General features: G+C 43.3%; 13 protein-coding genes. 5 read left to right on the top strand and 8 right to left on the bottom strand.

Annotated features, from left to right (window positions below; translation table 11 throughout):
• Positions 1-96 precede the first annotated feature (96 nt).
• From JGK14_RS13500 to JGK14_RS13490, 3 genes are all read left to right on the top strand, one after another.
• On the top strand, positions 97-1383 hold the full coding sequence (locus tag JGK14_RS13500) for an AAA family ATPase (RefSeq protein ID WP_293182616.1): 1287 nt from the start codon (positions 97-99) through the stop codon (positions 1381-1383).
• Positions 1376-2008: an RloB family protein gene (locus JGK14_RS13495; protein ID WP_293182618.1), complete on the top strand. Its 633-nt coding sequence runs from the start codon at positions 1376-1378 to the stop codon at positions 2006-2008. Before JGK14_RS13500 ends, JGK14_RS13495 begins: the two co-directional genes overlap by 8 nt.
• 205 nt (positions 2009-2213) lie before the next feature.
• The gene (locus JGK14_RS13490; RefSeq protein ID WP_293182620.1) at positions 2214-2846 is read left to right on the top strand and encodes a DUF3455 domain-containing protein; all 633 of its coding nucleotides are present in this window, start codon (positions 2214-2216) and stop codon (positions 2844-2846) included.
• A gap of 145 nt (positions 2847-2991) precedes the next feature.
• On the opposite strand, the gene hpsO is transcribed toward JGK14_RS13490, so the two are convergent.
• The 6 genes from hpsO to JGK14_RS13460 form a co-directional block, all read right to left on the bottom strand.
• Entirely contained in the window at positions 2992-4161 is a 1170-nt protein-coding gene (gene hpsO, locus JGK14_RS13485) for a hormogonium polysaccharide biosynthesis glycosyltransferase HpsO (RefSeq protein WP_293325363.1), read from the bottom strand.
• Positions 4162-4253: 92 nt separating this feature from the next.
• Positions 4254-5228, bottom strand: a complete 975-nt coding sequence (gene hpsN, locus JGK14_RS13480) for a hormogonium polysaccharide biosynthesis glycosyltransferase HpsN (RefSeq protein ID WP_293182624.1) — start codon at positions 5226-5228, stop codon at positions 4254-4256.
• Between the two features lie 18 nt (positions 5229-5246).
• Entirely contained in the window at positions 5247-6947 is a 1701-nt protein-coding gene (locus JGK14_RS13475; protein WP_325315173.1) for a glycosyltransferase family 39 protein, read from the bottom strand.
• A gap of 368 nt (positions 6948-7315) precedes the next feature.
• Entirely contained in the window at positions 7316-8776 is a 1461-nt protein-coding gene (glmM, locus tag JGK14_RS13470; protein WP_293182640.1) for a phosphoglucosamine mutase, read from the bottom strand.
• Positions 8777-9126: 350 nt separating this feature from the next.
• Positions 9127-9669, bottom strand: coding sequence for a 16S rRNA (guanine(966)-N(2))-methyltransferase RsmD (rsmD, locus tag JGK14_RS13465; RefSeq protein ID WP_293182628.1), 543 nt, complete (start codon positions 9667-9669; stop codon positions 9127-9129).
• Between the two features lie 260 nt (positions 9670-9929).
• Positions 9930-10073, bottom strand: coding sequence for a hypothetical protein (locus JGK14_RS13460; protein WP_293182630.1), 144 nt, complete (start codon positions 10071-10073; stop codon positions 9930-9932).
• Positions 10074-10174: 101 nt separating this feature from the next.
• Here JGK14_RS13460 and JGK14_RS13455 point away from each other — a divergent pair, with 101 nt between their 5' ends.
• Complete coding sequence (locus tag JGK14_RS13455) at positions 10175-10330, top strand: hypothetical protein (protein WP_325315172.1); 156 nt, start codon at positions 10175-10177, stop codon at positions 10328-10330.
• Positions 10331-10400: 70 nt separating this feature from the next.
• Here JGK14_RS13455 and JGK14_RS13450 read toward each other — a convergent pair whose 3' ends face one another.
• Complete coding sequence (locus tag JGK14_RS13450; RefSeq protein WP_293182634.1) at positions 10401-10847, bottom strand: hypothetical protein; 447 nt, start codon at positions 10845-10847, stop codon at positions 10401-10403.
• Positions 10848-11163: 316 nt separating this feature from the next.
• The gene (locus tag JGK14_RS13445) at positions 11164-11625 is read right to left on the bottom strand and encodes a CHAP domain-containing protein (RefSeq protein ID WP_293182636.1); all 462 of its coding nucleotides are present in this window, start codon (positions 11623-11625) and stop codon (positions 11164-11166) included.
• A gap of 350 nt (positions 11626-11975) precedes the next feature.
• Between JGK14_RS13445 and JGK14_RS13440 the strand changes: the two genes are divergently transcribed.
• Complete coding sequence (locus JGK14_RS13440) at positions 11976-13298, top strand: NB-ARC domain-containing protein (protein ID WP_325315171.1); 1323 nt, start codon at positions 11976-11978, stop codon at positions 13296-13298.
• Positions 13299-13524 lie beyond the last annotated feature (226 nt).

Here is a 13524-nt window from a genome sequence, read left to right as displayed (position 1 = left end):
TAGCCCTTGGTCTTAATTGCGGTAGCTGGTTGTGTTATTATATAAAAAATTGCAAGATTTGCACTTTATACTAATTTAGGCGATCGGAGGCAAGTTATGCTGATTGGATTCAGCGTCGGCAACTACAAATCTTTTAAAGAAACTGTCACACTCAGCATGGTAGCTTCGTCAATTACGGAGGACGATCGAGAGCTTGACGAAAATAATGTATTTGAAATCAATCATAGATTAAAATTGCTAAAAAGTGCTGCTATTTATGGAGCAAATGCCAGCGGCAAAAGCAATCTTGTTGCTGCTGTTAACTTTATGAAGTGGTTTGTCCTCAACTCATCCAAAGAAACGCAAGTTTCAGAGGCGATCGATATTGAAGCATTCAGGCTAAGCACAGAGACAGAAAAAGAGCCATCATTCTTTGAAATAGTTTTCTTGCTAGAAGGCAAAAATTTTAGATATGGTTTTGAGATTAATTCTGAACAGGTTGTTGCTGAGTGGTTGTTTCAAAGTGATGAAGATTCAGAAACAATGCTTTTTGAACGGGATTTTGACAGCTTTATATTAGATGATTTCCCGGAAGGGCAAGGTATTAGCGATAAAACTAGAAACAATGCTTTATTTCTTTCTGTTGTCGCACAATTTAATGGTAAACTTTCTGGCAAAATCCTGCTGTGGTTCAGTAAAACTTTGCAATTGATATCAGGCTTGCAAGATAGGCAATACCGCAAGGAAACTTTAGAGTCTTTTGAGAACGATCGCCACAGGCATGATATTATTGAATTCATTAAAAAATTAGACTTGGGTATTGCTGATATCCAAATCACAAATCAACCTGTATTTATTATTTCCAATAATACAGCATTATATGGTAATTCCTACGGTAGTTTATATCCTATTTCTGAAAGCAAACCAGCCGTGAAAACAGTTCATCGGAAATATGATGCTGACGGTAAGCAGACTGCTATAGAAATATTCGATATTGAAAAGCATGAGTCTGAGGGAACAAACAAATTGTTTGCATTAGCAGGGCTGCTTCTCGATACTTTGAGGACAGGAAAGATTTTATTCATAGATGAACTTGATGCCCGACTACATCCGTTGATTACTCGTGAATTAATCTGCTTATTCAATTCTAACGAGACTAATCCCCACAACGCACAGCTTATATTCACGACACATGACACAAATCTGCTTAGCAGCAAGACTTTTCGCCGAGATCAAATATGGTTTACCGAGAAAGACAATAAGGGCGCTACTGATTTGTACTCTTTAGTAGAGTATAAAGTAGGAAAAAATGCCTCATTTGAACACGATTACATCATCGGAAAGTATGGTGCTATCCCTTTTGTTGGTAATTTCAAAGAACTTCTAGGTGAACTCTATGCCTAAAAAAAGTTCGTCCAGAAGAACTATTGATTACTCTAAAAGAAAAGTTAAAAATAGAAGATGGTTTTTAATCGTGTGCGAAGGTGAAAAAACAGAACCCAACTATTTTAGAAGTTTCGCGGTAGACACAAAGGTAATCAAGCTTGATATCAAGGGAGAAGGGAAAAACACGAGGAGTTTAGTAGAAAAAGCTATTGAGTTAAAAAATGACTCAGAATACGACGAAAGCGATCGATTTTGGTGTGTCTTCGATCGCGATATTAACGGTAAAAATTCTAACGACGCGCAAAATTTTAATGCAGCTATGACTCTTGCAAAAAATAACGGCATTAAAGTAGCGTACTCCAATGATGCTTTTGAACTTTGGTATTTACTACACTTCCATTTTTATAATACTGGAATTTCTCGCAAGGATTATCAAAATATGTTGACGAAGTTGCTCGGATACGAGTATCAGAAAAACAGTGAAACGATTTATGAGGAACTGAAAAACAAACAACAGGATGCGATTAAACACGCAAAACGGCTTTTAATGGAATACGATCGCCCTAATCCTGAAAGTGATAATCCTTCAACAACAGTGCATCTGCTAGTGGAAGAACTTAATAGTTTTATTCCTAAGAGTTGATGAATTTTGACACGATATACCTTAAATATACTTGGTATTAGCACAATTTGACTTCTTCCCATGAGTCTGTGTATCCCATACGCGAGATAAAATTTATCTGATCGGGCTAACCCAATGGTGTTGTGATACGATCGAGCAAGATTAATCATGCAGAATACCAAAAATGACTGTTCATTTTTAAGTAACTTTAGGAGTTGAATCAAAAATGGCTAAACAATCTCTCTCATTTATGCCGATCGCAATTTCGATGTTAGCCGCCATTAGTTATCCGACAACCAATGCAGCCGCTACCGCCGAAGTATCGCCATTACAGCCAACAGCATCAGCCATAACCGTCGCACAGAAGCCCACTCCCAGCGACACGAATAAAAAGCTTCCTGACGTGCCGGCAAAGCTACAAGTGCCTGCTGGTAATGCTTTAATCTCCGAAGTGTCAGCCAAAGGCGTGCAAATTTACGTGTGTCAACCCAAAACTGGCGATCGCACTCAATTTGAATGGACATTAAAAGCACCGGAAGCTGATTTATTTAATGCAAGTGGCGCATTAGTTGGCAAACATTACGGTGGCCCAACTTGGGAGTATACTAAAGACAAGAGTAAAGTCGTTGGCGAAGTAAAAGAACGTGTAGATTCGCCCGATCGCACTACCATTCCTTGGGTGCTACTAAGTGCCAAAAGCAATGAAGGTAACGGTTTATTTAGCAAAGTTACCTATATCCAGCGCGTCAATACTAAAGGTGGCAAAGCCCCAGCTACCGGATGCGATTCTTCAAAACAAAATAGCACTACCCGCGTGGATTACACAGCAGATTACTACTTCTTTGCTGCCAATAAGTAATACGCTTGTTAAAAGGTTTTGCGGCAAAAGAAGCGTTTGGTTTATTTGCACGAATCCTTGAATAACCCAGGTGCGTCGCTATGAGATTGTTGATATGTAGTTAGGAATTTTTCATGGCGACACACCCTACGACTTCTATCTTCTGCTACAAAAGTTGTTTGTAAAAGTCCAATAACTGCTCAGCTAAGGCTTGATTTGTATAACTTGTCATAACTTTATGATAACCCCGATCGCCCAAATCAACAGCAAAATCCCGCGCTTCCATCAATTGCTGCAAACAATCGCGCAAAATCCCTGCATTTCCCTCTGGGAAGACTAACCCCGCATCGCCGATAACGTGGGGAATTTCGCCGCAATCGGAACCGATAACCGGGATTTTACAAGCCATCGCTTCAATTAAAACATGACCGAATTGTTCTTTCCAGCCCACGGTAGTCAAAGTTTTGAATTTATAGCTGGTTTGCGAGGGCAATACCAAACAGTTCATTAAGTTAATGTAAGGTGGAATTTCTTCATGGGAAACGCTTTCTACCCAGATTATTCGATCGCTGATGCCCCATTCTCTACATTTTTCTTCCAAGTGCGATCGCAATTTTCCTTGTCCTACTAACAACCACTTCCAAGAAAGTTGTTTCAATCCTGCTAATGCTTCAGCTAAAGTTAGCAGTCCTTTTTCTTCGACAAATCGCCCTACAAATCCTACCACAAAATCTGTTGGTTTAATGCCAAATTTTCTAGATAACTCAATATCTTTAGCAGCAGGCACAAACAATTTTTCATCTACTCCAAGTTGGGGCATTACTGCCATTGCACCTGTGTAGCCCCGCTGGTGCAAAATTTTAGAGCCATCTAAATTGCCGGCAATAATTCCGTCGGTATTCTGAAGATTGCAATTTTCTAATAGGGAAATAGGCCATTTCAATTCATAGGATAGATTCCACCAGGTAAATAATATATTTTTGGCTTGGAGTTTGAGTAATTTATTGAGTATAATTAATTGGCTGTAGGCTAGGGATTTTGAACCTTGTTCGACTTGGATAATCTGCGGTTTGAATTTCTGTAAAAGTCTAATTATATCTGTACCAAATGTTAGCAAGCCTTGATTGTTTTGACTAAAATTGGAGATGGGAACTATTTTAAATGAGTCTTCTTGATAAAATTCGGTTTCGATGATTTTATTTTGTACGCCTCCGGGTTTCCAGCGTCGCGGCACTACAATTGTTACTTCAATCTCGGGTTCTAGGTTGGCTAATATTTTGAATTTTTCCCGATTTATGTCAACTATATAGGTGTGGCTGGCAACGAGGATTCTCATTTATTGGGAATGGGGAATGGGGCATTGGGAATGGGGCATTGGGAATGGGGCATTGGGCATCGGGCATCGGGCATTGCGAATTAATTCATAAATTATTTAGGGTTGATTTTGTCTTGATTTGTGTAAATTTGTCCGTCATTCCAGAGCGATTTGATGAGTGTTATGAGGGCACTGATAAAACCGAGGATATAAAAAGCAAATCTAGTGATAATTTTTAGGGGCGATCGGCTTTTATGACAAGGTGGATGCCCCAAAACGTGGCAGTCAAAGAGTTTGGCAAAAAATCGCAGGCATTGAAAGACGGTTAAATTTTTCAATCCCATCAGGAAGTGGTTGTGATAAAATGTGGTTTGATATTCGATCGATCGCGTGCTGACATCGTGACATCCGCCGCTTTCTTCCCCCAAGTGAACTAAACAAGCACTGGGATCGTACCAAATTTTCATGCCAGTCGATCGCAATCTCAAACAAAAATCCGACTCCTCCCGCACCGCACTCCCTACAAACCGCTCGTCAAACGTCAAACCCCACTCGGCAAAAACCTGACGGCGAAACGACATATTGCAGCCTCTAGCCGAGAGTACCTGCTGCGGTTTGACTGTATGCACCAAATCGATAAAATACCAAGCAATGCCCGGATCCATGGCTTCTGGGGGCAAAAAGTCGATCGCCAAATCGCCTCCAGAATTACCCAGTTTCATTCTGTCAAAAACCCTGCCCGCCACACATCCCACATCCGGTTTTGCTAAATAATTATCAGCATGAGCGGCTAAAAAACCATCCGGCAATTGTACATCATCATCAATAAATAAAATAATCTCTCCCACAGCGCGCCGCACAGCATAATTTCGAGCTCCCGGTAAACTCGCCCAATCTACCGGAAACCACCGAATTTTCCCCGCAGTTGCCAATTCCTCTAAATAAACTTGAGTTTCCGATTCGTGAGTGCGAGTTTGATCGATTACCAGCACTTCAAAATTCGGGTAATTTTGCCGAATCGCGTCAGCCAATGTCTCTCGCAGGGGTTGCTCGCGGTTGTAGGTAGGTATCACAACAGAAATCATCATTCGCAGTTGCCACTTTAATTATTTCTCTAAACGCCAAAGCCACACATCGCCCGGTGGGTAAATTGGTGTAATTTTATATTTTTGCACTTGTTCTAATTCAAATCGCAATAGCTCGGTGCTTCTGTAGAGAAATACATCGCTAAAACCATCAGGAATTTTAACTTGCTCGGGTTTCACTGCTAGCAAAAGCTCTACTTGCGGCTTCAGCAAATAGCTGACAGACAGTATTTTTCCGGTGAGGTTGTTGCCTCCGTGACAAATCACTAAAGGTTTTTGGGCTTGATTGACAATCGCCGCTACTGCGGGATTGTATTTAGTGCTAGAAGGATACTTGTTCCACCAAAGTTGTGACTGTGAGCTGACGGCACAAGAAACTATTTCACTCGATATTATGGCTATTAAACCGAGCTGCCAGAGTTTTTGTTGTCGGGGATTGTGGGCGGTGGCAATTTTAGCGGTAAACAGGTAGGCAACAGCTAGCTGGATTCCTAAAATATAGGGAACTAGATAGCGATCGGCAACGCCTCCCACTGCTATCAATACTATCGCTGTAATTCCGATCGCTGTCAAGACAAACAGCCAAACTCGTCTGGGAGTTGAGTAGCAAAGCAAGTAGATTGAATGTGCGATCGCTAATATTAATATAACTGCTACAATCAGTCTGATTGAATCAGTAGTATTGCTCGAACCTAATTTGATGATTCCACCCGCCCAATGGGTGTCAATAAAAGTTCTACAGGTGATAATAATCAAAGGTTTAAGTGAAGATAGGGCCGAAAGAGAAAGATGGGGCAAACCTACTGTTGCAGCGATTCTGGGCGAGTTATCAACTAATACGAAAATCCAAGGAGCGAAAATGAGTGTTGCTGCCGCTGAAGCTAGTAAATAAGCAATTAATGTTTGGCGAACACGCCAATTTTCAGTTATAATTACGTAGATACCGTGGGCTAATATTACTATAAAAAATAATAAACTACAATACAGTCCTACAGTTAGGGCGATCGCATAAATCAACCAAACGCCTTTGCTCAATTTCGATGTAGATTTAAATGTAGATTTAAATGTAGATTTAAATGTGGCGGTAGATTTTTGTAGGGCGATCCTCTTCGTTGGCGCAGCCCCCGTAGGGGCGGGCTTCGCTAACGCCCGCAGCAGAATGGCATTCGACAGCAAGACGAGGACAGCAAACATCATGTACGGCCTTGCCTCTTGCGCGTACAAGACGTGAAAAGGCGACACAGCCATGATTGTCACAGCCATCCATCCCGCACGTGCAGAGCGAAATAATTCCCAGCACAGCCAATAAACGCTCGGAAAAATCAACAAACTCATCCAAGCTGAAAGACTTCTGACAGTTGCCACTTCCGGGCCGAACCACTGCACCCAAAATCGGGCTAAAATAAAATATAGCGGCGGTAGTTGAGGTTCTTCTGTAGCTAAACCTTTAACTGTATCCAACCAACTTTTTTCGGGATTTATCTGCTGGTATTTCCGCTGCAAATCTTGAACGCTAATTGTTTTTCCTTGAAAATCTTGCTGTACCATTTCCGTCCAGGTGTAGCCAGAAATTCGCAGCGAGGTGATAGATTCGTCGAAGGAGTAGACTTTGCGATCGAGGTTTGTAAATCTAAAAAATATCCCCGTTATTAATATGACGACAATTAAAATTTTTAACCAAGTTTGGTGTAACCGCCCATTTTTAATTGATTTGCTGTTCATAAAATCAGAAATGGGGAATTGAAGAAAGAAGAATTTAGTTGTTTAGTCTATAAGTAATAAGGATGAGGGAATAAGCATGAGAAAGTGGTTTCAATATCCCCTATATTTTACTAGAGGATTCTTGCCATTGGTGTCAACTCAATCTCAAGCTTAGTCTTAGCCTAATGTCGATCGCCGAGAGCTAGATCCCCCCTCACCCTCCGTAGGTACGTTGTTGGGCTTTAGCCCTCTTTAGGCGTATATCTAAAGAGGGCTAAAGCCCAACAACGTACCTAGAGAGATACACAGGATTTCAGACTCAAGTTGACACTTCCCTCTTCCTTCTTCCTTCTTCCAACTGTCAACTGTCAACTGTCAACTGTCAACTGTTAGATAGCGATGTGTTGCTGAACGGCTAAGACTAAATTTTCAGTCCAGAAGTTAGCTAAGTCGGCGCTGGCAGCTTCTACCATAACTCTGATTAGCGGTTCAGTGCCAGAAGCGCGAACCAAAATCCGTCCCTGTTCTCCCATTGCGGTTTTAGCGCGATCGATCGCCTTTTGCATGGGTTCGCACTCGTGCCATCTTAAGCGTTTTTCGCGATCGTCCACCCGTACATTTACCAACAACTGCGGATATGTTTGGAAACTGTCACTTACCAATTGTGACAAAGATTCCCCGGACTCACGCACCAGCGAAGCTATATGCAAAGCTGTCAACAAACCATCGCCACTAATACCGAAATGCGGACAAAGAATGTGCCCCGACTGTTCGCCGCCCAACATCGCACCCGTGCGCTGCATTTCAGCGTGAACGTGCTGATCTCCGACGTTTGTTCTAGTTAGTTTGCCCCCCAATTCTTCCCAAGCTCGCTCGAAGCCCAGGTTAGCCATTACAGTAGAAATAATTAAATTATCCGGTAACTGTTCGGAGGCGCGCAATTGCTGGCCCCACAGATAAAGAATGTAATCGCCGTCAATCGATCGCCCTTTGTTGTCAACACCCAAAACTCGATCGGCATCACCGTCAAAAGCAAATCCCAAATCAGCCTGGTGTTCCAAAACCGCCGCTTGCAAACTGTCGAGATGAGTAGAACCGCAGTTAACATTAATGCGAGATCCATCAGGAGAATTGTGCAAACAGATCACATCCGCCCCCATTTGCTCAAACACCGCCGGCGCCAAACCAGCAGCAGCCCCCCAAGCCAAATCCAAAACCACCCGCATTCCCCGCAAATTCATCTGTTGCAGCGAATCTGAGAGAGAATCAGCATAATCTTTAATCAACTCCGGGCGGTGGTAGTGATGCCCCAAAGCCAAGCTAGCAACCGCAACCTTAGCCCCTCGGATTCCCGCTTCGATTTGTTCCTGCAAATGCTGAGACAGCTTTGACCCGTTGGGGCCGAAAAACTTAATCCCATTGTCTTCTGGGGGATTGTGGCTAGCCGAAATCATCACTCCGCCCACAGACTGCGAAATGCTTGCCAGATAAGCAACGCAGGGAGTGGGACACAAGCCCAAATTCCACACTTCCAAACCGGCGGCTGTCAAACCAGCCGACAGTGACATTGCCAGCATATCGCTGGAATTTCTGCTGTCTTGTCCCAAAATCACAGGGCCCTGGTTGGGGGCATTTTGGCGTAGAACTTGCCCAGCCCAGAATCCAACTTGCAGCGCTAGGGGTGCAGTCAGCAATTCTCCAACTTTCCCGCGAATTCCGTCGGTGCCGAAAAGTTTTGTATTTGGTAGGGAGAGGGTATTTCCCAGCAAAATCGTATCGCGTTTGACTGGTTGTACCGAGTTAGTAGCCGAAAACTCGCTGCCGCGATGGCGCGAAGGTGTCTGAACCATATTCACTCCTTTAGGAATATTCACACTCACACTTTGCAGTTCATGTTACAACTGAAAGATCTTTTTTTCAGCGTAAAGTTAATTTATTTCGAGGATTTCTCAGGAAACTTGCTTTGACAAGCTACGGAGCAAGTTTAACTTCTTCAGAAAAATTTGTATGGTATCTAAGGGAAAAACTTTTATGGGGCGCGCCAAGAGGATCGTGGCGATCGCTCTTGGGGACGCTTCCACACGGATTTGAGACGAGACCCCACGGATAAATTCGGGGGAAGAGAGGATTTTCGATTTTCGATTTGGGATTGATTCCACGGATAAATCACGTGGCGGGTACCACCTGTGAAATTCGCTTGTCAGCAACTGCGGGTATAGAAGGTTAATGCTGTGTTGCCATATACTTTTTGGCGGCAAATTTCTAGGCCGGGTATCGGTTGGGTCGATCGCTCCGGGCTGTGTTCGATCGCGATTTCGCCATCAGGTGCTAGCATTTCTTGGCTGGCGATCGCGTTCAACACAGGTTCGTACAAGTCGCTGGCGTAGGGCGGATCGAAATAAATGCGATCGAATTGCTGTGGTGATAGTGAGGCTAATTTGGCGATCGCATTTCCCCGCAGAATTTGGAACGTTTGCGAAGAGTCTGCTACTTGCTCCCAATTTTCGCGGATAATCGCACAAGCATTTGCCGACTGTTCGATGCCGGTGACACTCAAAGCCCCGCGACACAAGGCTTCTGCACCCATCGAACCGCTGCCGGTACAGATATCGAGCCATTTGCAATCTGCGATCGACCCTTGCCAAATATTAAATAAAGCCTCTCTCACTCGCGCCAGAGTCGGGCGAGTTGCCAGTCCCGGCAGAGTTTTTATTTGGCGGTTTCCGTAGATTCTGATACTCATAAGAAGAAGGAAGAAGGAAGAAGGAAGAAGGAAGAAGGAAGAAGGAAGAAGGAATAAAGTATTTGTAGGGTGCGTAGCCATTAAAACTCCCTAAATTCAATGAACAATCTCATAGCGACGCACCTTACACTTCGGGCTAGTGGAAACAAACTACCAACTCGGTTAGTACCACTAATTTTTATAAATTATATTATAATTTGACCAAAAATGGAATTTGGAGCCGACAAAGCAGCTCCATTCTTTTGGAAAAATCGTATCATTTAAAACCCAGACTTAACAGTATTTTCTGCTTGATTAGATTCAGGTACTGGTGTCTGGGCTTGTTTGACACATAATACAGCATTGCTGACTACCAGTGATACTAACACCACTTTAACAGGAAACGAAACAGGAGGAGTATTCATAAATTTATAATTGGTAATTAGTAATTAGTAATTGGGAATTGGGAATTGGTAATTGGGAATTAGTAATTAGTAATTGGTAATTGGGAATTGGTAATTGGTAATTGGTAATTGGTAATTGGGAATTGGGAATTGGGAATTGGGAATTGGGATGGGAATTGGGAATTGGGAATTGGGAATTGGGAATTGGGAATTGGGAATTGGGAATTGGGAATTGGGAATTGGGAATTGGGAATTGGGAATTGGGAATTAGTAATTAGTAATTGGTAATTGGTAATTGATTCCGAAGTTTGGGCAACCACCGGGGATTGCCCTAGGGAATAACAACTATCAAAAGTTGTTGATAATCATCGGTTGGGTTTGTCGCGCCGGAGGAGATGCCGGTACAGGAGCAGGATAAGGTTGTGGATAAACCGGATAACCTGGTTGCGGATATCCAGGTGCAGGTGGATATGTTGGTTGTTGATAAATTGGCTGTTGATTGGGTTGTCCGGGATATTGAGGTACAACATTAGGTTGTCCGGGATATTGAGGTGCAGCATTTCCGGGAAAACTTTCAGGAGAACCAGCAGTTCCTTGGGGAAATTGCTGTTGATTTTCTGGGAGATTTTGAGGATAAGATGGAATTCCCAAGATGCCTTCAACAGCGCGGCGGAGAATTGGTCTCAGGGGAATTGCTAAACTCATTTCGGCGCTTGAGCCGATCGCCATTACAGACAGCGTTCCGACAATAGCTAGTTTTCCGAATCCTTTTTGCAGTTGGTGTTGAAAAATCATGGTTTGTCTTCCTTGTCAAGTGATTTTAGATTTTGGATTTTAGATTTTAGATTGAATTCATAGATGAGTATGGGTATTCAACTAAAATCTAAAAGTTAAAGCGTTGGTGAATAGATAGATGCAGCCGAGAACTAAGGCATGGGGCGAGAATTGGGTGCGTTGCCGTATTGATTCCGGTTTTTTTGTTTGTGGTTGTTTGTGGCTGCTTGCTTAACTGTTGATACTTTCCCACAAGCCAAAAGCAAGGGCTACGGAAGAATCGGGAGTTAAGCAAGGAGTTAAGAATCTCGATAAATACCGAAACTTAGGATTTATTTCATCGCACCCAAAACGAGACATCGCGGCGGCCGTTAACAGAAGTTCCAAACTGGGTAACGTTGACATTGTTGCAGTTGAATTCCCCGAACAAACCGCGATTTCCTTGGTTGCTACCTCGAACGGCGATTGTCCCGTTACCGTTAACTCTTTCAACTACTCCAATGTGTCCGTGAGTGCGATCGGCACCGGGGAATGAAGACTGCATAACAACGACTGCACCGGGTTGAGGCCCAACTTGACGGAAGCCGTTACGTTGCAACACTGAACCGTAATCTTTGGCACTCCAAACATAGGGAGGACGCAGTTGAAAACGATTGTTTGCGTAGTGTACGCACTGGCAAAATTGCGCGGCTGCGGCTGGTTTGATATTGGATAAACTCGCAGTTACGACTGTGCTGGCGGCGGCGAAAGCAGTTAACAAAGCTAGGGAGATTTTGGAGGAAGAAGTAAATAATTTCATGGTTGATTCCTTGTTTGTTTGCCGTTGTTTGCTTAACTGTTGATACTTTCGCAGAATCGCAAAAAAACCGAAACGCCAGAAGCGGGACTTAAACAAGGAGTTAAGGAAGAGTCAGAAATATTTTTGTCAAGCCTTTGCTCGGAAAGGGTTTCAGGCGTTATAAAATTTAAGAGGCGCAGTTTGTTAACTCCGGCTTCTGGCGAGTCGATCGCAAATTCCGATTAATTCCGGCGTACACCCCATCTCTCGCGAGGTTTTCCCTCGCCAACCGCCGTCTCAAGCGGAGTGCGCGTGCTAACAGAGAGCCCGATTTAAAATCTAAAATCTAAAATCTAAAATCTAAAATCCAAATGAATGTACCCAAAGCAAGGCGCGATCGCGGCAGAATACTTACAGACAAAGGATGGAAGAAAATCTGGGACGCGATTTATCTCAAATTTACCGATCGCCCCAGCTTGCAAACCATCTCTGAACAAACCGATCCTGGACTTAATCGAAATTCTCCGTCTTTCGTCTCGACGGATACGGTGTCTAATATATTGAACCGGCGAGCCCCCGCTGACACAGCCAAAATGGAGAGTTTGTTTGCAGCTTTTGGACTGCGACTCGAATCTGACGATCGCACTTCCGGGGATATTTCCGGTAATCTCGCGCCCGCGCCCACTCCTCAAACCCCGCAAAATTGCAGCGAATTGCCGGATATTTCGGGGTTTTTCGGTCGCCGCGAAGAACTGGGTTTCTTGAAAAACTGGATTTCGGGCGATCGCTGTCGGTTAGTTGCGATCTTCGGGATGGGCGGAATTGGTAAAACTGCACTTTGCGCGCAATTAGCCAAGCAAATTCAAAACGAGTTTGATTTTGTCATCTGGCGGAGTTTGTCGAATCAGCCGAGTTGTCAAGATTTGGCGATCGGCTTAATTCAATTTATCTGCGACTGTCAGGGCAAAAAATTGCCAGAAAACCTCAGTGACGGCATTTCCGTTCTGATTGAATATTTGCAAGCGCACCGCTGTTTAATCGTGCTTGACGGCGTGGAAACGATCTTAGATACGGGCGGTTTTGCTGGCAAATATCGATCGGGCTACGAAGATTACGAAAGGCTGTTCAGACAAATAGGAGAATCCAACCATCAAAGCTGTTTATTGCTTACCAGTTCAGAAAAATCTAGAGACATAGCTATGTTGGAAGGTCAAACTCGTCCCGTTCGATCTTATAAACTCACAGGTTTAGACAATATGGCAGCGCGAGAAATTCTGACAGAAAGAGGCTTAATTCAAGAAAAACAATGGGACGAATTAATTGACTGTTATGCCGCTCATCCTTTAGCCCTGAGGATTGTTTCAGCAATGATTTTAGAGTTATTTAATGGTAAAAGTTCAGAGTTTATCAGAGAAAATACCGTATTTTTAGGTCAAATTAACCATATTTTATCGCAGCAATTTCAGCGACTTTCGGTATTAGAAAAAGATGTAATCAAGCAGTTGGCTACGGCGGGAGCACCAATGGATCTAGCTCAATTGCGCGGCGGACTTTCTGAACCGGTTAAAACATCGAATTTGATGGAAGCGCTGGAATCTCTGGGATGGCGATCGCTAATTGAGAAAATCACAGTCAGCGGCAATGTCGCTTTCACGTTACAGCCGGTGGTGAGGAAATATGCGATCGAGCGATAGGTATTAGCTGGTACGATATGCTGCGAGATCGTAATTTTAGGATTGGGATAGCGATCGCAAATCATTAAGGATTGCTATACACCTTTTGAAAAAAAAGCAGGTACGTAGTTGCGCTTAAGCGCTCTTTCGGCAAATATTAAAATTAATTGAGGTATGAGGTATGTAGTTGCGCTTCAGCGCTCTTCCGGCAAATATTAAAATTAATTGAGGTATGAGGTATGTAGTT

This window comes from Microcoleus sp. PH2017_28_MFU_U_A (genome assembly GCF_020738035.1).
Lineage (GTDB): Bacteria > Cyanobacteriota > Cyanobacteriia > Cyanobacteriales > Microcoleaceae > Microcoleus.
The sequence above is the reverse complement of the archived record's forward strand: the minus strand, read 5'-3'. Positions and strand labels throughout refer to the sequence as shown.

Excerpts from the sequence above, each read along its gene's own strand:
- JGK14_RS13500 (WP_293182616.1), top strand. The coding sequence starts at position 97 with ATGCTGATTGGATTCAGCGTCGGCAACTACAAATCTTTTAAAGAAACT.
- JGK14_RS13495 (WP_293182618.1), top strand. The coding sequence starts at position 1,376 with ATGCCTAAAAAAAGTTCGTCCAGAAGAACTATTGATTACTCTAAAAGA.
- JGK14_RS13490 (WP_293182620.1), top strand. The coding sequence starts at position 2,214 with ATGGCTAAACAATCTCTCTCATTTATGCCGATCGCAATTTCGATGTTA.
- hpsO (WP_293325363.1), bottom strand. The coding sequence starts at position 4,161 with ATGAGAATCCTCGTTGCCAGCCACACCTATATAGTTGACATAAATCGG.
- hpsN (WP_293182624.1), bottom strand. The coding sequence starts at position 5,228 with ATGATGATTTCTGTTGTGATACCTACCTACAACCGCGAGCAACCCCTG.
- JGK14_RS13475 (WP_325315173.1), bottom strand. The coding sequence starts at position 6,947 with ATGAACAGCAAATCAATTAAAAATGGGCGGTTACACCAAACTTGGTTA.
- glmM (WP_293182640.1), bottom strand. The coding sequence starts at position 8,776 with ATGGTTCAGACACCTTCGCGCCATCGCGGCAGCGAGTTTTCGGCTACT.
- rsmD (WP_293182628.1), bottom strand. The coding sequence starts at position 9,669 with ATGAGTATCAGAATCTACGGAAACCGCCAAATAAAAACTCTGCCGGGA.
- JGK14_RS13460 (WP_293182630.1), bottom strand. The coding sequence starts at position 10,073 with ATGAATACTCCTCCTGTTTCGTTTCCTGTTAAAGTGGTGTTAGTATCA.
- JGK14_RS13450 (WP_293182634.1), bottom strand. The coding sequence starts at position 10,847 with ATGATTTTTCAACACCAACTGCAAAAAGGATTCGGAAAACTAGCTATT.
- JGK14_RS13445 (WP_293182636.1), bottom strand. The coding sequence starts at position 11,625 with ATGAAATTATTTACTTCTTCCTCCAAAATCTCCCTAGCTTTGTTAACT.
- JGK14_RS13440 (WP_325315171.1), top strand. The coding sequence starts at position 11,976 with ATGAATGTACCCAAAGCAAGGCGCGATCGCGGCAGAATACTTACAGAC.